This window comes from Exiguobacterium sp. PFWT01 (assembly GCF_018255795.1).
Taxonomy (GTDB): domain Bacteria; phylum Bacillota; class Bacilli; order Exiguobacteriales; family Exiguobacteriaceae; genus Exiguobacterium.
Map to the genome: position 1 here is coordinate 1,942,527 of NZ_CP073755.1, position 22,972 is coordinate 1,965,498.

General features: G+C 50.8%; 27 protein-coding genes and 1 other annotated feature. Of the genes, 2 read left to right on the forward strand and 25 right to left on the reverse strand.

Features of this window, described 5'->3' with window-relative positions; translation table 11 throughout:
• Nucleotides 1–105: 105 nt before the first annotated feature.
• Nucleotides 106–684, forward strand: a complete 579-nt coding sequence (locus KD909_RS10050) for a DedA family protein (RefSeq protein ID WP_015881160.1) — start codon at nt 106–108, stop codon at nt 682–684.
• A gap of 119 nt (nt 685–803) precedes the next feature.
• The gene (locus KD909_RS10055) at nt 804–1,577 is read left to right on the forward strand and encodes an NUDIX domain-containing protein (RefSeq protein WP_211781468.1); all 774 of its coding nucleotides are present in this window, start codon (nt 804–806) and stop codon (nt 1,575–1,577) included.
• A 43-nt stretch (nt 1,578–1,620) separates the two neighbouring features.
• On the opposite strand, the gene KD909_RS10060 is transcribed toward KD909_RS10055, so the two are convergent.
• The 25 genes from KD909_RS10060 to KD909_RS10180 form a co-directional block, all read right to left on the reverse strand.
• Nucleotides 1,621–2,895, reverse strand: coding sequence for a hemolysin family protein (locus tag KD909_RS10060; RefSeq protein WP_211781469.1), 1,275 nt, complete (start codon nt 2,893–2,895; stop codon nt 1,621–1,623).
• A gap of 40 nt (nt 2,896–2,935) precedes the next feature.
• On the reverse strand, nt 2,936–4,225 hold the full coding sequence (gene obgE, locus KD909_RS10065; protein WP_015881157.1) for a GTPase ObgE: 1,290 nt from the start codon (nt 4,223–4,225) through the stop codon (nt 2,936–2,938).
• Nucleotides 4,226–4,666, reverse strand: coding sequence for a Spo0B domain-containing protein (locus KD909_RS10070; RefSeq protein ID WP_211781470.1), 441 nt, complete (start codon nt 4,664–4,666; stop codon nt 4,226–4,228).
• A 66-nt stretch (nt 4,667–4,732) separates the two neighbouring features.
• Nucleotides 4,733–5,014, reverse strand: a complete 282-nt coding sequence (rpmA, locus tag KD909_RS10075) for a 50S ribosomal protein L27 (RefSeq protein WP_015881155.1) — start codon at nt 5,012–5,014, stop codon at nt 4,733–4,735.
• A 12-nt stretch (nt 5,015–5,026) separates the two neighbouring features.
• On the reverse strand, nt 5,027–5,362 hold the full coding sequence (locus tag KD909_RS10080; RefSeq protein WP_015881154.1) for a ribosomal-processing cysteine protease Prp: 336 nt from the start codon (nt 5,360–5,362) through the stop codon (nt 5,027–5,029).
• A gap of 3 nt (nt 5,363–5,365) precedes the next feature.
• Complete coding sequence (gene rplU / locus KD909_RS10085; protein ID WP_015881153.1) at nt 5,366–5,674, reverse strand: 50S ribosomal protein L21; 309 nt, start codon at nt 5,672–5,674, stop codon at nt 5,366–5,368.
• A gap of 15 nt (nt 5,675–5,689) precedes the next feature.
• Nucleotides 5,690–5,763, reverse strand: a sequence feature (ribosomal protein L21 leader region).
• 55 nt (nt 5,764–5,818) lie between these two features.
• Nucleotides 5,819–7,144 (reverse strand): ribonuclease E/G, encoded by a 1,326-nt coding sequence (locus tag KD909_RS10090; protein ID WP_211781471.1) that lies wholly within the window; start codon nt 7,142–7,144, stop codon nt 5,819–5,821.
• 43 nt (nt 7,145–7,187) lie between these two features.
• Nucleotides 7,188–8,045, reverse strand: a complete 858-nt coding sequence (gene minD, locus KD909_RS10095) for a septum site-determining protein MinD (RefSeq protein ID WP_015881151.1) — start codon at nt 8,043–8,045, stop codon at nt 7,188–7,190.
• 5 nt (nt 8,046–8,050) lie between these two features.
• A complete protein-coding gene (locus tag KD909_RS10100) occupies nt 8,051–8,719 on the reverse strand; it encodes a septum site-determining protein MinC (protein ID WP_230872790.1) in 669 nt (222 codons plus the stop codon).
• Nucleotides 8,720–8,724: 5 nt separating this feature from the next.
• A complete protein-coding gene (mreD, locus tag KD909_RS10105) occupies nt 8,725–9,219 on the reverse strand; it encodes a rod shape-determining protein MreD (protein ID WP_049759982.1) in 495 nt (164 codons plus the stop codon).
• 1 nt (nt 9,220) lies between these two features.
• The gene (mreC, locus tag KD909_RS10110; RefSeq protein WP_015881148.1) at nt 9,221–10,111 is read right to left on the reverse strand and encodes a rod shape-determining protein MreC; all 891 of its coding nucleotides are present in this window, start codon (nt 10,109–10,111) and stop codon (nt 9,221–9,223) included.
• Between the two features lie 13 nt (nt 10,112–10,124).
• Complete coding sequence (locus tag KD909_RS10115) at nt 10,125–11,162, reverse strand: rod shape-determining protein (protein ID WP_015881147.1); 1,038 nt, start codon at nt 11,160–11,162, stop codon at nt 10,125–10,127.
• A gap of 198 nt (nt 11,163–11,360) precedes the next feature.
• A complete protein-coding gene (locus KD909_RS10120; protein ID WP_211781472.1) occupies nt 11,361–11,801 on the reverse strand; it encodes a hypothetical protein in 441 nt (146 codons plus the stop codon).
• Between the two features lie 57 nt (nt 11,802–11,858).
• Nucleotides 11,859–12,056, reverse strand: a complete 198-nt coding sequence (locus tag KD909_RS10125; RefSeq protein WP_211781473.1) for a hypothetical protein — start codon at nt 12,054–12,056, stop codon at nt 11,859–11,861.
• A 316-nt stretch (nt 12,057–12,372) separates the two neighbouring features.
• Entirely contained in the window at nt 12,373–13,002 is a 630-nt protein-coding gene (gene radC / locus KD909_RS10130; protein WP_015881143.1) for a RadC family protein, read from the reverse strand.
• A 20-nt stretch (nt 13,003–13,022) separates the two neighbouring features.
• Entirely contained in the window at nt 13,023–13,607 is a 585-nt protein-coding gene (locus KD909_RS10135; RefSeq protein WP_031421423.1) for a Maf family protein, read from the reverse strand.
• Between the two features lie 140 nt (nt 13,608–13,747).
• On the reverse strand, nt 13,748–14,455 hold the full coding sequence (locus tag KD909_RS10140) for a hypothetical protein (RefSeq protein WP_074037502.1): 708 nt from the start codon (nt 14,453–14,455) through the stop codon (nt 13,748–13,750).
• Nucleotides 14,452–16,023: a pilus assembly protein PilM gene (pilM, locus tag KD909_RS10145; protein ID WP_211781474.1), complete on the reverse strand. Its 1,572-nt coding sequence runs from the start codon at nt 16,021–16,023 to the stop codon at nt 14,452–14,454. The genes KD909_RS10140 and pilM overlap by 4 nt, the downstream gene beginning before the upstream one ends.
• A gap of 12 nt (nt 16,024–16,035) precedes the next feature.
• Nucleotides 16,036–16,788: a prepilin peptidase gene (locus tag KD909_RS10150; protein ID WP_211781475.1), complete on the reverse strand. Its 753-nt coding sequence runs from the start codon at nt 16,786–16,788 to the stop codon at nt 16,036–16,038.
• A 92-nt stretch (nt 16,789–16,880) separates the two neighbouring features.
• Entirely contained in the window at nt 16,881–17,357 is a 477-nt protein-coding gene (locus KD909_RS10155; protein WP_211781476.1) for a prepilin-type N-terminal cleavage/methylation domain-containing protein, read from the reverse strand.
• Between the two features lie 141 nt (nt 17,358–17,498).
• Nucleotides 17,499–18,716, reverse strand: a complete 1,218-nt coding sequence (locus KD909_RS10160; protein ID WP_015881137.1) for a type II secretion system F family protein — start codon at nt 18,714–18,716, stop codon at nt 17,499–17,501.
• 6 nt (nt 18,717–18,722) lie between these two features.
• Nucleotides 18,723–19,760: a type IV pilus twitching motility protein PilT gene (locus KD909_RS10165; protein WP_015881136.1), complete on the reverse strand. Its 1,038-nt coding sequence runs from the start codon at nt 19,758–19,760 to the stop codon at nt 18,723–18,725.
• Entirely contained in the window at nt 19,753–21,423 is a 1,671-nt protein-coding gene (locus tag KD909_RS10170; RefSeq protein WP_211781477.1) for a GspE/PulE family protein, read from the reverse strand. The genes KD909_RS10165 and KD909_RS10170 overlap by 8 nt, the downstream gene beginning before the upstream one ends.
• A 1-nt stretch (nt 21,424) precedes the next feature.
• Nucleotides 21,425–21,715, reverse strand: a complete 291-nt coding sequence (locus KD909_RS10175) for a hypothetical protein (RefSeq protein ID WP_078146549.1) — start codon at nt 21,713–21,715, stop codon at nt 21,425–21,427.
• Nucleotides 21,712–22,932: a G5 domain-containing protein gene (locus KD909_RS10180; protein ID WP_211781478.1), complete on the reverse strand. Its 1,221-nt coding sequence runs from the start codon at nt 22,930–22,932 to the stop codon at nt 21,712–21,714. The genes KD909_RS10175 and KD909_RS10180 overlap by 4 nt, the downstream gene beginning before the upstream one ends.
• Between the last annotated feature and the right edge of the window lie 40 nt (nt 22,933–22,972).

Below are 22,972 nucleotides of genomic sequence, written 5' to 3' on the forward strand. Positions count from 1 at the left end.
AGACGTCACGAATATGTGACATCTCTTCTTTTTCTTTTCAGTCATGTCCGTTATACTGATGGATGGAACATCTTTCCTGAAATCATTTGAAAGGAGGGCTACGTCTTGAACGTCCTCGAGCATCTACTCGCTGTCTGTGGGGTCTTCAGCATTCCCATCGGTATCTTGGTTCAATTCATCCCGAACGAACTCGTTCTCGCATACGGAGGCTTCCTCGTCGACTCGCATGACGCGCCCTTCTTCCTGACGTTCCTACTGGCGTGGGTCTCCTTCACGCTCAGCCAAATCGGTCTGTACTGGATCGGTCGATATGGTGGGCGTCCCGTCGCGCTCAAACTGTATCGGTATTTTCGAATTCGGCAAGACAAGCAACTCCGGGCCGAGCGCTGGTTTGAGAAATACGGGGCATGGATCGTCTGCCTCAGTCTCTTTTGGCGGCAACTGTTCGCCGTGAGCGCCGGGGTGATGCGTCTATCGTTCCGTAAGTTTTTGTCGGTGACGACCTTGATTTTCGCCGTCTGGTCATTCCTTTTCATCCATGTCGGGATGATGCTTGGTAGCAACTGGCGCATGATCGGTCACTTCATGGACGATGTCATCCCCTTCTTGGCTCTTGCTGTCGGAATCGTCCTCATCGTTCGACATGTTCGTCAGCAACCAAAACGTGTGAAAGAATCAGCTTAACTGGAGCTGATTCTTTTTTTGTTGGAAAGGGAAACGCTCACATCTGTCGAATAAGAACCATGTAAGCGAATCGCGGTCACACATATAGGACACCGCACAACGAAAAAGGAGGAATCATCATGTTCCATCGCCGTAAGACGTATACGATTCGACCTGAACGCCTGCAAGAATTCACCGACTTTTTCCATACATACATTTACCCGATCCAGGCGTCGCATGGCGCCCGTCTCGTCGGACGCTGGGTGACCGAAGACAAGTCCGAGGTCATGGCACTATGGGAATATCGGGACCGTGAACACTATGAGCAAGTCGAACGGGATTATCGTGGCAGTACGTTGCGACGAGACGCCATGAAACAGCGGGCTCGCCTCGGAAAAGAGCTGTATATCAAGTCAAGCGAAGAGTTCATGATGCCGACCGGGCACTATACGCCGCCGCGTGCGATTGTTTGTGTGACAGCGTATATCACGAATGAAGCGGGTGAGGTTCTCCTCGTCAAAAACATGCATCGGAACGACTCGTTCGAGATGCCTGGCGGACAAGTGGAAGAACATGAGTCCATCGTGGATGCCATCCATCGTGAAGTGCGCGAAGAGACCGGTGCGGAAATCAAAGTAGAAGGGATCACTGGGATTTATCAAAACGTTTCGTCCCGCGTCCTCTGTGTCACCTTCCGCGCCACTTATGTATCAGGGGACCTCAGACCGCAGGCTGGCGAGACACAGGAAGTTGGATTCTATAAAGTTGACGCAAGCAACGTCGGCGACTACATCAAACGCGAGCATTTCCAGATGCGCTTCCTCGATGCCATGGACCCGACCTATATGCCTTACGCCATTTATAAAGTACGACCATATGAACTGATTGAGCGCATTGAACGCCAATCCGTATGACGCAAAAAGGGATGATCCGCCATGTGCGAATCATCCCTTTTGTTTATGCTTCTTGCATGTCTTCTTGCTGAGATTGTCCAGTCTCCACTAACAGTTTCCGGACACGGCGTTTCTCCACATGGAGAACGGTGAACGTCATGTCTTGATACGTGACTTGTGCACCTTTCTCCGGAATGTCGCCGAGCAATTCAACGAACCAACCGCCCATCGTGTTGGAATCCACGTCTGGTTCTGCAATCCCCATCTCTTCTGCGAATTCATCAACGTTCATGTCAGCCATACACTCATAGACCCCTTCACGGAGACGTCTGAGATAGACGACGGATTCGTCGTGCTCATCCCAGATGTCGCCGACGAGTTCCTCAAGCATGTCTTCTAACGTAATGAGACCCGCCGTGCCCCCGAATTCATCGAGGACGACAGCCATGTGAGATTGTTTCTGCTGGAGAATCGGAAGTAGTTCAATCAATTTTGTCTGCGGTGACACGTACGTGAGTGGGCGGATGAGCGAACGGACATCCGTCACTTCATCCTTCATCATCGAACGCAAGAAATCACGTTCCGACAAGACACCGATGACGTTGTCGATCGAGTCTTTGTAGACCGGCAAACGTGAATGTCCACCACTGAAAATCGTGTCTTTGATTTCATCGAGCGAATCGTCGATGTCGACGGCCAGAATATCGATTCGTGGCGTCAGCACATCGTCGACCGTAATATCGTTGAAGGCAAAGGCGCTATGGACGAGCTCAGCTTCCGTCTCTCCGAGCACACCTTCCTCTTCTCCCATATCGACGAGCACTTTCAACTCTTCTTCCGTCACTGACGGTTCTTTCGTACTCATCCCGAACAGACGTAGCACTAATTTTTTCAAACCGCCAAAAATCATCGTCACCGGTTTGAGGACTTTGACGAGGAATACAAGGATTCCACTAATCAGAAGCGAGTACTTCTCCGCAAACTCTTTGGCGAGTGATTTCGGCAAAATCTCACCGAATATCAAAATGATGACCGTTGTCGCAAACGTCGAGATGACGAGACCTGTCCCGCCTGAGAAGATGCTCGTGGCGATGGCGGTCGAGACGGTCGCTGCACCGATGTTGACGATATTGTTCCCGACGAGAATCGTCGAGAGCGTATCATCAAAACGGTCGACGAGATTGAGGACACGTTTTGCGGCTTTGTCGCCATCTTCCGCCATCCGAATCATCCGGACCCGGTTCACACTCGAGAGCGCCGTTTCTGCTGATGAGAAAAACGCTGACAACATGACGAGAACTACATATAGAATTAAACTTGACGAGGGCACAGGGTCCACGTTAGCTTCACACTCCGTTTCTTCTTAACAAATAATTTTTTTATTCCACAAACTCGAATTCGAAGTCGAGGATCGCGACGACACTACCGTCCTCTGCACCCAACTTACGAAGATCGTCATCGACGCCCATTTGACGCATTTGACGAGCAAATCGTTTGATCGACTCATCATGGTCAAAGTTCGTCATCTTGAAGAGCTTCTCGATACGAGGTCCCGTGATCACGAAGCGATCGTATTCATCGATGTGGATTTGATAACCTTTCTCTTCCTTCTCATAACGATACACGACACGAGGCGTCGCTGTCTTCTCTTCGAGCTCATCGAGTGGGAATTCTGGTGTCGTATCGACAAAGTTCGCCACTTCGATCAACAAGTTGCGAAGACCGTCTTGAGCGAGTGCTGAGATCGGGAAGACTTTGACATCGTCCCCTACCTTCTTCTTGAACTCTTCAAGATGTTCCGCTGCGTCCGGCATATCCATTTTGTTCGCCACGACGACTTGTGGACGCTCAAGGAGACGTAAGTTGTACGACTCGAGCTCACGGTTGATTGTCGTGTAGTCTTCAAACGGATCGCGTCCTTCCATACCACTCATATCGATCATGTGAACGATGACTTTCGTCCGTTCGATATGACGAAGGAATTGGTGACCGAGACCAACGCCTTGGCTCGCTCCTTCGATGAGACCTGGAAGGTCGGCCATGACGAAACTACGGTCGTCCGCTGTCTTTACGACACCGAGGTTCGGTGTGATCGTCGTGAAGTGGTACGCACCGATTTTCGGACGTGCCGACGAGACGACCGAGAGAAGCGTTGACTTCCCGACAGAAGGGAATCCGACGAGACCGACGTCTGCGAGGAGTTTCAACTCGAGACGCAACTCACGTTCTTGACCTGGTTCCCCGTTCTCCGCGATTTCCGGAGCCGGGTTGGCAGGCGTCGCAAAACGACAGTTCCCGCGACCACCACGACCGCCTTTCGCGATCGTCGCTTGTTGGCCGTGCTCGGTCAAGTCCGCGATGACGGTATCCGTCTCGGCGTCGAACACGATTGTGCCAGGTGGGACTTTGACGATGAGCGGTTTCGCTTTACGTCCGTGCATCCCTTTTGACATCCCTTTTTCGCCATCATGGGCGATAAACTTCTTCGAATAGCGGAAATCAACGAGCGTCCGCAATCCTTCTTCTACTTCAAAGATGACGTCTCCACCGTGACCACCGTCACCACCTGCAGGACCACCGTCTGGAACGTATTTCTCGCGACGGAAAGCGACCATCCCTTTTCCGCCGTCTCCAGCTTTTACAAAAATATTAACCTGATCGACAAACATTTATTTCCCCTCCTTTATGTGAAACGTAGTGGTATCTACGTTCTGTTCGTACAAATCGGCTGATGCCTTCACATCGTCCGGGACAGTGCCCGTGACGCGAACCATCAGTCCGTCCGTGAACGTCACATGAATCGGCCCATCCGTGTTGTCTAACAAGCGGACAAGCATCTCTGCCACTCGCGCGTCATCGATGGCGAGTTGGTCGGTTGAAATCGTATACGTCATCCGTCCCTCCCAATTCGCTTGAATCACGACTAGGCTCGTCTGTGGCACGTTCAAACGAACGAGCGCACTCTCTTCGTCGGCCTGTTTCCGATAGCGTTCGTAAAGTTCCTCGAGCTTAGTCGGATCGAGAGCCGCGTAGAGCGAGATCAATTGAAGCCGATTCATCCATTCGTGACGGACGGTCGATAAGAGCTCGAGTGTCTGTTCTGAATCCATTTGATCCTCTCCTAGAAAAAAAGACTCTAACCAAATAAGTGGCTAGAGTCTTCTGCGTCGTTCAACTTACGCGACTGGGTAAACGCTCACTTGTTTCTTGTCGCGACCAAGACGCTCATAGCGTACTACGCCGTCAACTTTCGCAAACAAAGTGTCGTCGCCACCACGGCCAACGTTTTCACCTGGGTGAATCTTTGTACCGCGTTGGCGGTAAAGGATTGATCCAGCTGAAACTGTTTGTCCGTCAGCGCGTTTTGCACCGAGACGTTTCGAAATTGAGTCACGACCGTTTTTAGTCGAACCAACTCCCTTTTTCGAAGCGAAGAACTGAAGGTTCAATTGTAACATGAGGTCCACCTCCTATTGTTCAATTTGGATATATTCACCGTAGCTTTGGGCGATCGTGTCTAACTGCACGAGCATCCCTTCTAATAACAGTTGGGTGCGTTCCATATCCTGCGGTGATAAGTCAGGATACGTCTCGACATAAAAGTAACCACCCTCTGTTTGATCTGCCATTTCTACAAGAAGCGATTGACCCGCAAGCGTTTCGACGGCGTTATAGGCACCAAAGATGATGGCTGAAACACCGGCGCACACCAAGTCAGAACCAGGTTCTGCAAAATTGGCATGACCAGTCACTTCGACAGAGCGAATCGACTTCGCCTCGTCTCGTCTTACCTTGACCCGAATCATAGCTTACGCTTCGATTTTCTCGATGCGAACTTTCGTGTAAGGCTGACGGTGACCTTGCTTACGACGGTAGTTTTTCTTAGCTTTCATTTTGAAGACAGTGATCTTCTTAGCGCGGCCGTGTTTTACCACTGTACCGACAACTTTAGCGCCTTCTACGAGTGGAGCGCCGACTTTAACATCGTCACCACCAACGAAAAGAACCTCACCGAATTCTACAGTACCTTCGACATCAGCATCGAGTTTTTCGATGTAGATCTCTTGACCTGCTTCAACTTTGATTTGCTTACCACCAGTTTTGATGATTGCGTACATATACGTGCACCTCCTTGTTAAACTCAGACTCGCCATCCTGGGCAGGGCAAAAACCTTTAAAAACCCGTTCTGTGCGGTTGTAGCCATTTGGGTGCTTCCAAACGAACTAACGTTATAGATAATACCATTCTCAATTAATCATTGTCAACGATGAGATAAGAAATTCTGACATTCTTCGGACGTCCCATAAAAGAGGAACTCCGGCTCCCCTTCGACGAGATGCACCTCGATGTCAAATTCGTGCCAGGAAGCGTCATGCCACTTCTTAGGAAGTGAGAGCACGACCGCTTCGTATTGATCATTCAAATCAAGGAGCGACCGTTCAAACTGTGAGAAGATGGCCAATTTTGAAGGCTTGCCGGCATGAAACATCCGGTCTTGAATCGAGCGCCCGGTCCGTTCTCGCGACAGCTCGAACAGCCCCATCCGTGTGAAGCCGTACACTTCAACACGTCGTGGGTCACGCGCCCCGAGTTCTTTCATTTTTTTAAGGAGACGGGTCTGCCCTTCTTTTGAACCTCGTAAGAAATCGATGATGACCATGCCGCCGATATTTCGCAGACGCAACTGCTCCATGATCGAATAGAGCGCGGCTTCATTGATGGTATCGGCCGCACGCCCCTTGTCTTTGACGGCGACATTTTTGCCACTGTTCACGTCGATGACGGTCATCGTCTCGACTTGTTCGATTAAGACGAACGCCCCGCCATCCAACCAAACGGCACGACTCTCCAGTTTCTCGATGGCTCCGTCGAGACGTTTCGCTTCAGGCATCCGTCCTTTTCCGATATGACGTTTCACCGGGACATCCAATCGTTCGAGTCGCGTTTGCCCTTCTTTGTCATTCAACAGCACGGACTCGACTGCATGACGCCTCACGAATTGTTCGCATAGTAGCTCGTCTTGCCCGAACCGTTGCTCGATCACCACGGTCGAACGGTTACGCAATCGGTTCAGTTCTTCCTGTAACGCTTCCGGCGCCACTTGTCCGGCTTCCGTCCGAAATAAGACCCCTTCCTCTTCCGTTAAGTCGAGCGCCTTTGAGAGGCGGTCCTGCGTGACGAGGTCGAGCTTCCGGCTGAACAATTGCCGACGGCCAAATGGGAAATACACAAGATATCGTCCGCCGAACCGAATGTTCTCTGTCACTTTATGATGCTTTCCGTTGATTCCTTCTTTTGTCACTTGGACGAGTCGCTTTTCCCCGACGACTGCCGCTTGCCCGATGGCCGGTACTTCCGGATACGAGGCGAGCGCACGGAGCGTCTCTGCGATCGGGAGAAAGTATGTCGTCTCCCCATCCGTCAAAAAGGCTGCGCCGAGTGACGGGTGAATCCGTTCAATTGCGGCTTCGACGATGGTCCCGACAGACAGTTGGTCGACAAACCGTTCCTCGACTTCGAGTAATCGTTCGCCGTCCACGAGCATCGCCCGTTCAATGGAAGGTGTTCGTTCGTAGATTAGCTTCATCTGCATCACTCCTTTCGACAGAAAAAGGCAACTTCCGTTGCCTTTACGCTTTTTTCATTCCAAATTTCATCATGAGTCGTGCCCAGAAGCCGACCGGTGCCGTCTCCGTCTGAATCGACATGAGCGGGACCGATTCGCCAAGAATACGGCGCGTGATGTTCCGGTACGCCTGCCCGGCATAGTTATCCGGATTCATCGTGACCGGGACACCGCGGTTCGCGGCCGCGATGACTTCCTCATCGTCGATGACGACACCGAGTAAGTCGATTGACAGGATGCGCATAATGTCATCGATGTCGAGCATGTCGCCCGATTCGACGAGATGATTCTTGACTCGGTTGACAATCAGTTTCGGCGCATCGATATGTTCCGCTTGTTCGAGCATCCCGATGATTCGGTCTGCATCTTGAACCGCCGCTTTTTCAGGTGTCGTGACGACGATCGCCTCATCCGCACCGGCAATCGCGTTCATGAACCCTTGCTCGATTCCAGCAGGACAGTCGATCAAGACGAAATCATATTCCGTCTTCAACTGGTCAACGATTTCTTTCACTTGTTCGGGATTCACTGACGTCTTGTCTTTCGACTGTGCGGCCGGGAGTAAATACATCTCCTCGAAGCGTTTGTCACGGACGAGCGCCTGATTTAACTTACATTGACCCGTAATGACATCGACAAGGTTATAAATGCTCCGGTTGTCGAGACCGAGAATGATATCGAGGTTACGCAATCCGATATCTGTATCGACGAGACAGACCGAGTGTCCAGACAAGGCGAGCCCCGTCCCGATGTTCGCGGTCGTCGTTGTCTTGCCGACGCCCCCTTTTCCTGATGTCACGACGATGGCTCTGCCGTTTTTAACTTCCTTTTCTGTATGTACAGGCTCCACTACTTGCTCCATTCCACTCACCCTCTCTGTAATTCCATTGCATATGCGTCCTTCAGACCCGTCATGACGTGGCGGAGACGTGTCATCTCGATCCCATCACTCGTCTGATACGCACAACCCATCTCAATCTCAGGAAGTTCTTCCTCGTCATCGGCTGTGAGTACATGTTCGCCGATTGCTAAAAACTTCGGATGGAGCAGGCTCGCGGTGATGACCGCTTCTTCCCATCCTTCGACACCGGCGCGCACATTTCCTCGTATCGTCCCTAAACAATAAATACTTCCTGTCGCCCGGACCTCTGACCCGGGATTGATATCCCCGATCACGAGCACCGAACCGTCAAACGTCAAGACTTGTCCACTCCGGATCGTCCCGCTGTGATAGTGGAACGTCTTTCTGCCATACGTCGCTTTCGCTTCTTCCGTCAACATGACATCGCTCGACAAGTCTTCAATATAAAAAACGCCATGACGAGCGACGACCTCACGAATTTGACGTGACAGCTCCTCGTCAATATAACGAGTACCCGCGTGCAACTTCAGGGCAATCTTTCCGGACGGCGGCTCCATTTCTTGTAATGTCGCTTCTAAGTCCGTAAGCACCTCGTCGATGCCACTCTTCGGATTGAAGTGAATGGCAATGCCGTTGCGATGTCCTTTAATCGTAATGTGTCGTTTACGCTCCATCATGGCTACCCTCTTTTCGCAACAGGGCGTGTCGTCACATAACGCGTCATCGGATAATAAAGAATCACGATGGCGATGGCATTGACGAGCATCGTCCCTGGAATCTGTTCAACCAATAGTGTTTGAATCGTCATCAACGTCCCACCAATCGCCGCCATGATCCCGTAAATCGCAAAGGTGAAAACGAGAATCATAAACGTGAACGTAATGGTGACGGAGAAGAAGTTCTCACCTATATATTTTAACACGAAGCTGGCTAAGAGAGGAATGAGTGAAAAAGTAAATACATAGATTCCAATCAGGTCGGTGTAGACGATATCATACAGCAGTCCGAATACAAGCCCGAACCCGAGTGCCGTCTCCCATCGACCGTACAGACTGACAAACATCAACCCGATCAGCGTCAACAAAAGAAACGGCGTGGCGTAGTGCCAAGAAAAAATCGATGCCCATGTTCCTTCAATAAGAAAAAGGAGGAACAGGGCGATGAACACTTTCATGTTACTCACCCGCTGCTCCTCCTTCCTCGGGACCCGTTAGAAACGGTTCGTCTAGTGTCCGATCAATCACGTACATTTGTGAGAACTCATTGAAGTCGGCCTCCGGTTTAATCCGGGCGACTTGTGAGACGCCATATTCATCCGTCTCGATTGACTCAATCGTACCGATGACGAGCCCGGCCGGATAACGTCCACCGAGTCCGGACGTCGAGACGATTTCTCCTTCTTTCAGCTTGACGCTATTCGACACTTTCGTGAAGAACAATTCGTTCGTCTCCGTATCGAATCCGTCAACCGTCCCATACGTCGGTTTGCCGTCCGCATCTTTGACAACAGCCGAGACGTTGTTCGTCCGGTTGTTGTCGCTGAGCAGTTGCACTTGCGACGTATAGGCGCTCGTTTGAATGACACGACCGACCATCCCGCTCGCCGCGGTCACGGCCATGCCCTTCTCAACGCCGCGTTCTGAACCGACGTTGATGGTGACGTAGCGTTGCCAATCGTTCGGTGTCCGACCGATGACCTCCGCCGGAATGAGGTCGAAGTCACGTAACGACTCGTCTTTTGCTTCGACCATCTTTCGAAGCTCCTCATTCTCACGGCGCAAATCATCCGCTTCAACCGATACCTCGGCGTACTTCGCCAAATGTTCTTTCAGCTGGCGGTTCTCTTCGTAGATATCGCGGACATCTGAGATGGACGAGACCGTTGAGTCCATCCACCCGATTGGTACCGCGAACACTCGCTGGAACGTGCCGACCACATCACGCGTGACATCTTGGTACCAGGCTGATTCCGATCGTCCTCGAATCGAAACACCTAAAATGACGAAAAACAAGATCAGTACAATTAGCGTGATGATGAGCTTTTTATTACGTACGAATCGGCTCATCGTGTCTCACCTCTCATCGACGTGACGAGATGCCTGATTTCGAACGGAGGACGTCCATCATTTCAAGAGATTTTCCAGTACCGACCGCTACGCAGTCGAGTGGCTCATCCGCAACGAGTGTCGGGATGTGTGTCTCGTCTGAGATCACGTCGTCCAAGTTTTTGAGGAGCGCGCCGCCGCCAGTCAAGACGATCCCGCGGTCCATGACGTCAGCCGCAAGTTCTGGAGGTGTTTGCTCAAGCGTTTGCTTGACCCCTGCTAAAATCGCTTCGACTGTATCCGAAAGAGCTTCACACACTTCTGCAGACGTGACTTCGATCTGCTTCGGAAGTCCTGTCACGAGGTCGCGACCACGGATTTCCATCTTCTCGTCTTCGTTCGATGCGTCGATGCGCGCCGAACCGACTTCCATTTTGAGCGTCTCGGCTGTACGTTCCCCAATCATGAGGTTGTACTTGTTCTTGATGTAACGAATAATGGCATCATCCATTTCGTCACCACCGACACGAATCGATTGGCTTGTCACGATGCCGCCGAGTGAGATCACTGCGACTTCGGTCGTACCGCCACCGATATCAACGACCATCGAGCCAGTCGGTTCCCAAACTGGGAGACCTGCACCGATTGCTGCCGCGAACGGTTCTTCGATTGTGTATGCTTCACGAGCGCCCGCTTGTTTCGCAGCGTCTTCCACGGCACGTTTTTCAACCGACGTGATGCCGCTTGGGACACAAATCATGACGTTCGTCTTCGATGAGAACAAGCCGCCTTTTGATTTTTGAGCTTGCTCCATGAAGTATTTAATCATCGTCGCTGTCGTTTCGAAGTCAGCGATGACACCGTCTTTCATCGGACGACGTGCAGAGACGTTCCCCGGAGTACGTCCAATCATATCTTTGGCCTGGTTCCCAACGGCCTCAATTCTACCTGTATCTGTGCGGAACGCCACGACGGACGGTTCACGAACAACAATTCCTTGACCCTTTACATAAACGAGCGTGTTAGCCGTTCCAAGGTCGATTCCGATTTCTCGGTTAAAACTACGAAACATAGGTGTTGCTCCTCTCTTCATTACACTATTTTTTATTATAACGGAAAAATCATGTTTGAAAACGTTCATTCGATTACAGGTTATTTACAATAACCGCATCTCAGTCCTGTCTCACCGTCTATTAGTTTGCCTTCTTTTCGGCAAAAAGGCAAATCAAAAAAGCAGACGCAAGTGAGCGTCTGCCTAAGGAGAGAACGGTTACAATCCTGGTTGGAGCGGGATGAGTAACATCGCCCCGTAGAAGAATACCGAGAAAATCAACACCGGCCGAAAGAAGCGGGACGGCTTGAGTCGGGTCGCTCCTGCCAAAAAGCTCGATGTCGTCACGACGAAGAGATAGATTCCGACATACATGAGCAGGAGGCGGACGAGTACCGTCCAGATGCCGAGTTGATCGAGTTCATTGAAAGAGAGCACGATCAGACCGAGATAAGCAATGAGCGCTAGAACCCCTACGCCGACACCGACGAGCGGCGAGACGCGGTTGAGCCAGTGGTCCTGATTGAACCGCATAAATAGCGCTGTGCTCACAAATAAAAACAGGATGAACACAACGATAGAGAAGATAGTCGGTTCTAGATGTATGTAACTCACAAAAAGCGATAATCCGACCATCAGTATCCAAATTATTCTTTCCATAAAAACACCTCATTTGTTTTCTAATCAACATCCAGATTCGATTAGAGAAAACTATCTTCATTCAGACAATTCATTCGAATGTTGTGATTTCTCTTTTCCTTCGTGAAAAATCATGCAAAGAGCTAAAATCAAACAAATCAATCCGCCTAACCCAGTCGTGATCAAGGACAATTGCTCATCAAAAAAAGCTTTACTAACTCCTAAGAAAATGAGAAACACCCAACCAATCACATTCCATATTGTAATACGCGACATTCGGTAACCTCCTATGTACAAACTCATGCATCATTATTTCTACTCTCTTCAAATTCTACATCTCCATTTACCTTTTTCCAACTATATCCAAAATTTAATGGGGTTAAAGTGTCTAATTAATGAATGACTCCAACACCTATTAATACTACCGAGTATCGAACGGCTCCATAGCTCTAGAATCTTACACGGACGAGAACAAAGAAGAACATGTATCACCTTAGTCCATCAGTTTTTTCTATTCATTGTATTCCAGACTTCTATGAAAATGTGAACGAAATCCAAAAAAGCAGACATCATGATGCCTGCTCTCTACTCCTTACCCATTCATATATCCCCGCTGCTTCATGCTGACGTAATGGTCTTCCCCGATGATGACGTGGTCGAGACAAGCGATGCCGACGATATTGCCTGCTTCGACCAATCGCTCGGACACCTCGATGTCTTCCCGACTCGGGGTCGCGTCCCCGCTCGGATGATTGTGCACGGCGATAAAGCACGCTGCCGACAACTTGAGCGCCTCACGAAACACATCGCGCGGATGCACGATCGAGGAGTTGAGCCCTCCGACGAAGAGCGTCTTCCGAGCGATCAGTTGATTCTTCGTATTCAAATACAAACAGACGAAATGCTCCTGATTCAACAGTCTCAATTCATCACGCAACAACTCATAGGCGTCTTGCGGCGAACGAATCGTCGGCATACTCGCTTTCGGTTCCTCGACGTATCGAATCCCGATTGTGAATGCGGCGAGGAGTTGCTCTGCCTTCTTCTTCGTCATCCCTTCGATTTTGCACAAATCGTGTACGGACGCTTGCGACAACGCCCGTAACGTCGGGTAGACGTCCGAGATACGACGAGCCGTCTCCATCGGGTCCGGTCCCCGTCCTCCGATTTGAAGCAATCTGGCGATGGCGGTCTCTACACTACGGTCAAGCACCATGGTCATTCCTTCACCTACTTTCAAGTTCACAGGAAGCGAGGCGTCACCCCATGCCGGTCGAGCGTCTTGACGAGCGGATGGATTGGCAATCCGACGACATTATAAAAATCCCCTTCGATTCCCTCGACGAAGAGACCACCCGATCCTTGAATCCCATACGCACCCGCCTTATCGTAGGGCTCTGTCGAATCCAAATAATCCGCTAGCCAGGTCTCAGGAATCTCAGAGAACGTCACACGCGTCGTCGTGACGAACAAATCTTGGGTCGCACCGATGATGCTCACACCCGTCAGCACTTCATGGGTCGAACCGGATAATCGTTCCAGCATCCGTTTCGCATCCTCCCGGTCTGTCGGTTTCTCTAAAATGATGTCGTTCAAGACGACGACCGTGTCCGCGCCGATGACGATGGCATCACGGTGTTGCCTTGCCACATCCATCGCTTTCTCCCGGGCCAGACGAGCGACATAATCACTTGGTGTCTCCCGACCGTCCGTCCCTTCCGTCACGGTCGATGGGATGACCTCATGCTTGATTCCAGCTTTCGTCAATAGCTCGGTACGTCGCGGTGACATCGAGGCGAGAATGACACGCTTCTGTGTTGAATTCATTGTATCGACTCCTTCTCTTCTTCCAAAACGGCGTTCCTTCCCGTTTCAGTCTTCACTGTTGATTGTAGGCAACGTGCCTCCTAAACACAATGACCCGCGACGAAAAACACGTCCCTTCAATTGCGAAGGGACGTGCCGACTTATGGTGTCGTATAGTCGTATACCGGGATATCCTTTTGCTCAAACGCCGGTTCCGGAATGTATCGGTCTGGAACGAGTTGGTCGAGGTCCGGACGATAGAAGGCATCGAGCTCGACTGTAAACTCGAGGGACTGCACTTCTTCGACCGTATTCGGTCCCGTCTCGGCAGGTCCGGTAAATTGAACCGTCCGTAACACGTGAATCCGATTCATCGACTCGATCGACTCCAAGAAGGAGACGAGCGCTTCATACGTCTCTGCTTGCAAGTTGACCGTCGAACGGACCGTAGAAGCGTTGACGGGTGCAACATCCGTTGGTTCAGCCGGTTCATTCGTCGCACTCACATCAGCCGGATTGAACGGTTCGACCGTTTCCGGTACTTCTGACTCAGCCACAACGCCATCCGCAAATGCGATACTTGTCACATTGACACCCGCAAGAAGACTTGCCTGTGACAACGCCTCTACGACCGTGTCGAGGGCAGGAACTGTTGGAACCCGTGTCTGAAGCGTCTGAGAGTCCGCTACATCAACGGCTTTCCCTTCTTGACGCAACAACTCCAGTTTTGTCTGTTCGAGCGAGAGGTCGCGCTCAAGCGCTTCGACTTCTCCTTGTTTGACGTAGTACGTATAGCCAAAGTAAGCCGGTGCGATGATTGCGGCAAGGAGGCAAATCGCAAATAACGCATAGATTGTCGAACGTTTCATTGACTCACCACCTCCTCATCCGTGTCCTCTTCCTCTGTCAACTCGTCTTCCACGTCTTGGAACATGAACGTGAACTCTCCGATATAGCGTGGGAGCGGCTCTTCTTCTAATGAGTTCTCCTCTTCCTCTGAATCCACATCCGCTTTCAACTCCGTCGTCACACCGAGGAGTTTGACGTCGAGGAATCGCTCATCGGTCATGAGCGAGCGCTGGAATGCGTTCAAGTCCTCTAACGTCTCGAATTGAGTTCGAACGCTCATGATGGAGCCATCCGCGTAGTTATACGTCAAGACGTAGCCAGTAGGAGGCAACTGCTCAGTCAACGCGCGCAGTGCCGGCACCGCATCTTTTTCCATGTCGGTCAACGCCGTCACGGTTTGGTCGAGCGAGAGCACTTGTTGCGCTTTCGAATTCACTTGTTCCGTTTGATAAATTTGGACGAGCTGTAACTCTTCTTCGATTCGCGTCTGTTCTGCCTCAAGTTGGCCGACCTCATAGTACAAGTATCCGGCTGCCCCTCCTCCAAGGAGAAGGGCGACGAGACCGGTCACGATTGGCCATCGGAGCGTCACGTCTGTCGAGTTGATGAAGTTCGTGTCCCGATCGCGTTGAAGCATCGCCATCCCGAGGAGTGGCAACATTTGATGCGATAACGGTGTCCCGTGGGCGATGGCGAGCGGTTGCTCGACACGCGTCACCGAGACGAGCGACTCAGCCTGAATCATACGGACAAGATCATCGACTTCCGGAACAGTTCCCGAGACGTATAACTCATCGATGGCCCGACCATCCGTCCGCAGCGAGTAACGATAGAAATCGAGGAAGCGAGCGAGTTCGTTCAACCAGTCATCCAACTGATTAGCCTTCATCTCGCCTGTCCCATCATATGTATAGGTCACGACACCATCTTTCGTCCCGACTTGGTACGGGAGGTCCAGTTCAATCGAGCGGATGAAACGGATCTGCCCTTCCTCAAGGACGAGCAATTGATGTGAAAACGGCGTGATATGCCAGAGTAATGTCGATTGAAGCGGATCAATCTCCGATAAACGTATGACCCCATTGGCGACCGCGACAGAACGTGGCGTGATTTTCTTCAACGCTAGACCACGCTTTTTCATGTACGCACGGAGCGACTTCGTCAATTCAATCGAAACGGCATGCAACATGACGTCCGTCTTGACTCCGTCTTCTCCTAACACTTCATAATCGAACGACACATCATCGAACGGCAAGATGATCGAGCTCCCGATTTCCATGAAGAGATAGCCACGAATCTCGTCCTTCGGAATCGAAGAAGGAATCTCGACTTTCCGTGACAACACTTCGGTCTCGTCCAATGCGATTGCACACGTCATTCCACGTCTTACTTTCAACTTGCGACAGAGCTCATCGAAAGCGAGACTGAACGCCGTCTCATCGAGAATCTTCCCTTCTCCGTATGCATCTTTTGCTAACTGAACCGAGGCGCTTCGTTTGAACACCCCTTGTTTGATGACGGCCCCGTGGATGCTGAGCGCATCAAACGAAAAATACGTGACCGTCCCTTTCTCTATCCCACGACTCATGATCGTTTCCCCCTACATCAACTCAAAATACCAATCAAAAAAACTTTCACTAAACCAAAACGTCAACATCGTCCCGAGCGCAATCGACGGGACGAACGGAATCGGTTGCTTTCGCCCGATTTTTTTTGTGATCATCAACCCGATCCCGACAATTGCCCCAATCAAACTCGATAGAAACAAGGCGACCAGCACGTCACGCGGACCGAGCACAAGACCAATCATAGTAAACAATTTGACGTCCCCTGCCCCAAGTCCCCCTTTTGACACGAAAAAGACGGTCGCTAGGAGCGAAAATCCGAGCAACGCCCCCACAAGTGGCGTCCACCAAGATGCCCCTGTCAGATAGGTGAGGAGGAGTAATACCGGTGCCGTGAATTGCAAGATGACATTCGGCACGAGCATCGTCGATAAATCAGACATCGCCAAAGCGAGTAAGGTCGACAAGAAAGCGAACGCGAGTAGCGTCATCACACTGAATCCGTAGAGTGAAAAGCTATAGCCATATCCAATGGCTCCAAGTAATTCAAAGATCGGATACGTCGGCGCGATCCGCTCGCCACACCCATGACATCTGCCTCTTAAGGCGAGATAGCCGAAAATCGGGATGAGTTCCCACGGTGACAATTCGTGACCGCAAGACGGACAATGTGACCGCGGCGTCACGATCGATTGCTGACGTGGCACGCGGAGCCCGACGACGTTGGTGAACGATGTGATGACCGCCCCGAGGACGATGCTATATAGGAATCCAATCGATTCAATCAAGGAAGGACCCTCCTTTTGTCAGTATATGCCAAAAACAGAAAACCGGCTAGGCTGAGCGAGTGCCCAGCGCCAGCCGGAGATTGGTTAATACGTTATTTAACGTCTTTTTTGCTTAATCCATTGCTTGCTACTGTATCTGCACTCGTAGCAGCAGTTCCAATATTATTTGTACCTTCAAGCCATACTTTATACGTATACTTATTATCTCCGTCTTTCACAACATAAACTACTCCGTCAGAGTATGTATCGCCAAACGGATCTTTCATCGTGTCAATCATATTTTTAGCGTCAAGTTCACCCGACCCTACGTCTCCAACGAATCGAATTACCGCTCCGTTACCGACTTCATTCGAAGCGACATACAACTTCGCCGCACTAACCATTTGTTTCGCATCGGCGACCATTGCATCTTTCTTCGAGTTCTCGATTATCCCACCAATCGCAACAACTGCGATGGCTGCGATAATTCCTAAAATAACGACGACGACGAGTAACTCGACGAGTGTGAGTCCACGCTCATCTTTTAACTGTTTGGCATCTTGCCAAATCATTTTCAACTTCTCTACCATGATTCATTCTCCCCTTTTGTGTAATGTGCTGTGTGTAAACTAGATAAATTACTTTTGACCTAATATAGAAGTAGAACAATTTTACTATACATTCTAAATATAGTATTGAAAAGGAATATTTTCAAAAGCTTTCATATCCCTTTACTGATTCTGAATATCACCATAGATTTGGAACATCGGGACGACAATCGAGATGACGATGACCCCGACGACGCTTGCCAATACGACGATAAGAAGCGGCTCGATAATCGACTTCAATCGGTCAGTAGTCGTCTCGACCTCTGTCTCATAAAACTCAGCAACTTCGTTCAACATCGAATCCAAATCTCCACTCTCTTCCCCGACGGCGATCATCTGTGTCATGAGCGCTGGGAAGTTCGCATTTCGCATGAGCGGCTCGTGAAGTGGTACACCTTGCGCCATCATTTCACGCGCTTCAGTCAACCCTTTCCGGATGACACGGTTCGATACGATTCGCTCGGTGATTTCAATCGCCGTCAAAATCGGGACGGCTGCCTGTAGGAGGACCGCTAAACTTCGCGTCAACAAGGCAATCTGAGACTTCATCACAATCGTTCCGAAAATCGGCATCTTCAGTAGCAAGCCGTCGATGACGAACCGTTCCCGGTCCCGTTTCAACATCCAGGTGAAGGTGAGAACTCCGAGAATCGCGAGTCCGAGTAACAGCCACCAGAAGGCCGCGATGAAATCTGAGACAGCGACAACGATTCGCGTGATGAGCGGAAGCTCACCACCGAGTTGACCAAAGATGCTCGCGAATGTCGGAACGACGTTCACCATCAAAAAGGCGACAACGCCGATGGCAACGATGGAGACGACTAACGGATATGTGAGGGCAGAAATGACCTTCCGCTTCACGTCATATTGTTTTTGGAGTTGGAGCCCGATTTGATCGAGCGCCTCCTCCAAGTTCCCGCTCGTCTCCCCAGCAAGCGCCATCGAACTGAAGAAGTTTGAGAAGACACGTGGGTGTTTTTTAATCGCCTCAGAATAGGCAATCCCTTCTTTCAAATCATCTTCGACTTGACTCAATGCTTTCTTCAATACGTTCGATTCGGTCTGAACCCGTAAGATTGAGGTCGCACGGACAATCGGGACACCCGCCCGGATGAGCGTTGCGAACTGACGGACGTACATGATCAAGTGCTCGATTTTTACCCGTTCCGGAAGCAGATTCACTTCCATGTTCAGTCCGGTCGACTCGAGCTCGGACAAGTCCGTTACGAGAATCGACTCTTGACGCAACTTTTCTTTCGCTTCCCGAAGCGAGACGGCCGTGATGCGACCTTTTTTACGCTTCCCGTTCAGGAGCTTTCCTTCATACTGAAATATCGCCATCACTCATCACCTCATCTCTTCTGTCGGGACGGCGTTCGGGTTGATGATCCCTTGCCGAACGAGTTGTTCGATGGCGGCATCCATCGACTGCATCCCGTGTTGGCGACTCGTCTGGATGACGGTCGGCAACTGGAACTCTTTTTCATTTCGAATCAAGTTGGCAACTGCCGGATTCCCCAACATGATTTCCATGGCGGCGACGCGGCCTTTCGGCACATCAATCCGTGGAAATAAACGTTGACTCACGACGCCAAGCAGGACGTTGGCGAGTTGTGTCCGGATTTGGTCTTGTTGCTCGGCTGGGAATGCGTCGATGATTCGACTCACCGTCGACATCGCACTCGACGTATGGAGCGTCGCCATGACGAGGTGCCCCGTCTCTGCGGCGGTCATCGCCGTCGAGATGGTTTCTAAGTCCCGCATCTCCCCAAGTAGAATGACGTCCGGGTCTTGACGTAAGGCGGCCCTTAGCCCACTCACGAACTTCATCACGTCAGAGCCGATTTCTCGTTGGTCGACGATGCTTTGATCGTGGGAATGCAAATACTCAATCGGATCTTCTAGCGTGATGATCCGTTTTCGCTGCGTTCGATTGATTTCATGAATCATCGCGGCCAGCGTCGTCGATTTCCCTGAACCCGTCGGACCCGTGACCAAGATGAGACCATGCGGTTTCTCAATCAAACGCTTCAGCACCGTCGGCAGATTGAGCTCGTTCAATGTCGGGATTTCCCCGGAAATGGACCGGAATGCGATGGCAATCGTGCCTCGTTGATAGTAGGCGTTGACCCGAAAACGAGAGACACGTGGGACACCGAACGAAAAATCGAGATCCCGATCATGCTCGAGACGTTCGCGCATATCATCGGTCATAATTTCTTTTAAATATCCTTCAAGATGGTGCGGCAATACCTTCTCCTCGCCCATCGTAATGAGACTCCCATCTACTCGAATAATCGGTGGGGAACCGGCTGTCAGGTGAATATCCGAGGCACGTTTCTCGACCGCATTCGTCAAAATGGTTTCAATCGATTGATTAATCATAAGCATTCTCCGTAATGACCGTTCGTAATATTTCTTCAGTCGTCGTCAGACCGGCGGCGACTTTTTCTAACCCGTCCTCAAGGAGGAATGTCGCTCCTTGTGACTTGGCATAGTCGACCATTTCAGACTCGGTCGCCTGGTTCATGATCATCCGGCGCAAGCCTTCATCGATTGGGACGACTTCGTGAATGGCGAGGCGCCCACGATACCCTGTGAAGTTGCATGACGAGCACCCTTTTCCCCGAACGATGTGGTCGATGTGTACACCCGCTGCGTCGAACAGGCTACGTTCACTCTTCGATACCGGTTCGACTTGACCGCAGTCACGACAGACGCGACGGACGAGTCGTTGTGCCACGAGTCCCGTCGTCGAAGCGGCGACAAGGAACGGCTCGACGCCCATATCGACGAGACGGGTGATGGAGCTGATTGCCGAGTTCGTATGTAGCGTTGACAGGACAAGGTGACCCGTGAGCGAGGCACGAATGGCAATCTCAGCCGTCTCCGTATCCCGAATCTCTCCGACCATGACGATGTTCGGGTCTTGACGTAAAATCGAACGAAGCCCTGACGCGAACGTCAAGCCGACTTTCGAGTTGACCTGAACTTGGTTGATGCCGTCAAGTTGATACTCGACCGGGTCTTCTACCGTAATGATGTTTTTCGTCTCATCATTCAGTTCTTTCAATGAAGCGTATAGTGTCGAAGACTTCCCTGAACCGGTCGGACCGGTGATCAAGATAATCCCGTTCGGGCGTTTCAGCATGTCACGGTACGCCTGTTCGTTTCGCTCGCCGAATCCGAGTTTCGTCAAATCGGTCAGCCCTTGCGATGAATCGAGGACCCGAATAACGATTTTCTCCCCATACATCGTCGGGAGCGTCGAGACGCGAAAATCATAGGCGCGATTGCGAAGCGTGTACTTGATTCGCCCATCTTGTGGTAGGCGACTTTCTGTGATGTCGAGGTTACTCATGACTTTGAGACGCGTCAGCATGACGCTTTGAATCTTCTTCGGATAGACCGTCTCGGTACGCAAATCCCCATCAATTCGAAAACGGACGTGGAGCTGTTTCTCATGCGGGTCGAAGTGAATATCCGAAGCGCGTTGGTCGATGGCACTTAAGAACAACTGGTTCACGAGTCGAATAATCGGTGCATCGTCTCGACTGATTGTTTCTTGTCGTTCGATTTCGGGAGCATCCTCTTTTAAAATTTCGACGAGCGAGTGATCCATCTCATAGTATCGACTGATCGTCTTTCGAATCTGTTCTCTCGTCGCGATGCCAATCTCGATGTTCATCCCGGTCTGAAGACGGACGTCATCGATGGCAATGAGATCGAGTGGGTCGGCCGTTGCGACATGAAGCGTATTCCCATTCAATTCAAATGGCATGATATCGTGCTTTTGTGCCAATGCTTTCGGTACGAGCTTCGTGACCGTCACATTGATGTCATAGGAGTACAACTCAATGATTGGCACATGCAACTGTTCGTGAATCATTTGAATCAACTGTGTCTCGGTAATATGGTTTAGTCGAATTAAGGCGTCCCCTAGTTTTTCTCCGGGACGCTTCTGTTCAAGCGCCTCATCGAGCTGATTCGTCGTAATAAGCGCAGCCTCGATCAGCATCTCACCTAATCTTCGTTTCGTTCGTCTCACGTTACTTCACCATCCTTTGAGGAGCCTCCTCCTGCTCGGCCTTGTCATTCCGTTCTTCGACAAAGACGCTCGCAGCCACCCCTCCAATCAACAATACAACGAGAACCAACCATGCCCACCATGTTTGTACGAGTGATTCCTCTACCATCACGTAGACGCCGCTAGATAAGAGTGCCGTCCATAGACTGATGACAAGTTTCGTTTCACGTTTTCGCATCATCGGAACGGATAAGGCGAACAGCGTCAATGTGGCGAGTACCCAAAAGCCGAGTAAAATCAAATAGCCAATCATCCGACTGCCTCCTCTTCTGCAGGTTCTTCTTCTAATACTGGCGGTTCTGCCTCAAACGGGTCGTCGTTCGAATCATTCGGGAACGGGTCTTCTTCCTCCTCGTCCTCATCCGGGAATGTCGGAATGACCGGTTCGACCGGATCTGGTGGCGGAAGCGGCACGGAACTCTTCGTCACGATTTCCGGTGTCGGGGCATAAAAATCAAACCCGAGTAATTCCATCGTCTCTCCTTCTTCAGTCACCGTGACACGATACAGCTTACCTGACTGTCCATCTTGACCTGACTGGGTGACCGATGAACTTCCTGATGGGAGCGATGATGAGAAACGGACGACTTTTTGATGCGGTACCGTCCTCACTTCTTCCACTCTCGCCTCGAAAGCGGCGTCAAACGGTTGCCCGAGCAATTGGACCGTCACAGAACCCCCTTCATTCAAGACGAGGATGGCGTACGATGTGTCTTCTCGGTTTTGAACAGCAAAGTTTGAGCGCTCATCGACTTTCGTGTCATAGCCCAGTTCCATCCCGGAAGGAAGTGTTTCATGCGGTACACGTTCAAGAATGGCGAACGGTGTCGCCGCAAACATACGGTAGAATGAAGAACCGAGTGTCGTGAGCGCCTCGTAATCTTCTCCGAACGATTTAAGACTGAAGATATCTCCCGCCGCCATCTCGAATCCGTTCATCCGATCAAGTGCTGACTGCATGGCTGGTGTCGGGCTCACGGTGAACGAGGCGACAACCTCGCTTTCCGCCGCGACTTGCTCTAATGTCACAGATGACTCCAACATCGATGCGGCATCCATCAACGCCGGGGCAATCATCGTCAACGTCACAGGCTGACCTTCGAGATAAGGCTCGACTTTCGTTTCATCTATAGATGTCAATAGCGGATAGGCACCTGTATCTTTGATGGAGTCTAACGTATTCGATACATCGAACGTCACGACCTCTTTGCCAACCTCCATGACCGTCCCATCCATCAAATTGATTGAAAAGGGTGCCGTTTTAAAATCTTTAATCGCATTATCGAGACGAACGTCCGCTTCTTCTTTCGTCATCCCTGATACGTCGACACCTGCGACCGTCGTATCTTTTTTATATGTAGCACTCGACTCAGCAGACGCATCTAAGTAATTGACGAGTCCAATCGTCGGTAATGTCACGAGTACGACGAGTCCAATCAAAATGATAAGATGCATCCCATACCGCTTCATGTAAAATCCCCCCGTGTCTAATCCGACTTCTATTCTATAT

Coding starts and splice junctions, on each gene's coding strand:
- KD909_RS10055 (WP_211781468.1), top strand. CDS start 804: ATGTTCCATCGCCGTAAGACGTATACGATTCGACCTGAACGCCTGCAA.
- obgE (WP_015881157.1), bottom strand. CDS start 4,225: ATGTTTGTCGATCAGGTTAATATTTTTGTAAAAGCTGGAGACGGCGGA.
- KD909_RS10070 (WP_211781470.1), bottom strand. CDS start 4,666: ATGGATTCAGAACAGACACTCGAGCTCTTATCGACCGTCCGTCACGAA.
- rpmA (WP_015881155.1), bottom strand. CDS start 5,014: ATGTTACAATTGAACCTTCAGTTCTTCGCTTCGAAAAAGGGAGTTGGT.
- KD909_RS10080 (WP_015881154.1), bottom strand. CDS start 5,362: ATGATTCGGGTCAAGGTAAGACGAGACGAGGCGAAGTCGATTCGCTCT.
- rplU (WP_015881153.1), bottom strand. CDS start 5,674: ATGTACGCAATCATCAAAACTGGTGGTAAGCAAATCAAAGTTGAAGCA.
- KD909_RS10090 (WP_211781471.1), bottom strand. CDS start 7,144: ATGAAGCTAATCTACGAACGAACACCTTCCATTGAACGGGCGATGCTC.
- minD (WP_015881151.1), bottom strand. CDS start 8,045: ATGGAGCAAGTAGTGGAGCCTGTACATACAGAAAAGGAAGTTAAAAAC.
- KD909_RS10100 (WP_230872790.1), bottom strand. CDS start 8,719: ATGGAGCGTAAACGACACATTACGATTAAAGGACATCGCAACGGCATT.
- mreD (WP_049759982.1), bottom strand. CDS start 9,219: ATGAAAGTGTTCATCGCCCTGTTCCTCCTTTTTCTTATTGAAGGAACA.
- mreC (WP_015881148.1), bottom strand. CDS start 10,111: ATGAGCCGATTCGTACGTAATAAAAAGCTCATCATCACGCTAATTGTA.
- KD909_RS10115 (WP_015881147.1), bottom strand. CDS start 11,162: ATGTTTCGTAGTTTTAACCGAGAAATCGGAATCGACCTTGGAACGGCT.
- KD909_RS10120 (WP_211781472.1), bottom strand. CDS start 11,801: ATGGAAAGAATAATTTGGATACTGATGGTCGGATTATCGCTTTTTGTG.
- KD909_RS10125 (WP_211781473.1), bottom strand. CDS start 12,056: ATGTCGCGTATTACAATATGGAATGTGATTGGTTGGGTGTTTCTCATT.
- radC (WP_015881143.1), bottom strand. CDS start 13,002: ATGACCATGGTGCTTGACCGTAGTGTAGAGACCGCCATCGCCAGATTG.
- KD909_RS10135 (WP_031421423.1), bottom strand. CDS start 13,607: ATGAATTCAACACAGAAGCGTGTCATTCTCGCCTCGATGTCACCGCGA.
- KD909_RS10140 (WP_074037502.1), bottom strand. CDS start 14,455: ATGAAACGTTCGACAATCTATGCGTTATTTGCGATTTGCCTCCTTGCC.
- pilM (WP_211781474.1), bottom strand. CDS start 16,023: ATGAGTCGTGGGATAGAGAAAGGGACGGTCACGTATTTTTCGTTTGAT.
- KD909_RS10155 (WP_211781476.1), bottom strand. CDS start 17,357: ATGGTAGAGAAGTTGAAAATGATTTGGCAAGATGCCAAACAGTTAAAA.
- KD909_RS10160 (WP_015881137.1), bottom strand. CDS start 18,716: ATGGCGATATTTCAGTATGAAGGAAAGCTCCTGAACGGGAAGCGTAAA.
- KD909_RS10165 (WP_015881136.1), bottom strand. CDS start 19,760: ATGATTAATCAATCGATTGAAACCATTTTGACGAATGCGGTCGAGAAA.
- KD909_RS10175 (WP_078146549.1), bottom strand. CDS start 21,715: ATGATTGGCTATTTGATTTTACTCGGCTTTTGGGTACTCGCCACATTG.
- KD909_RS10180 (WP_211781478.1), bottom strand. CDS start 22,932: ATGAAGCGGTATGGGATGCATCTTATCATTTTGATTGGACTCGTCGTA.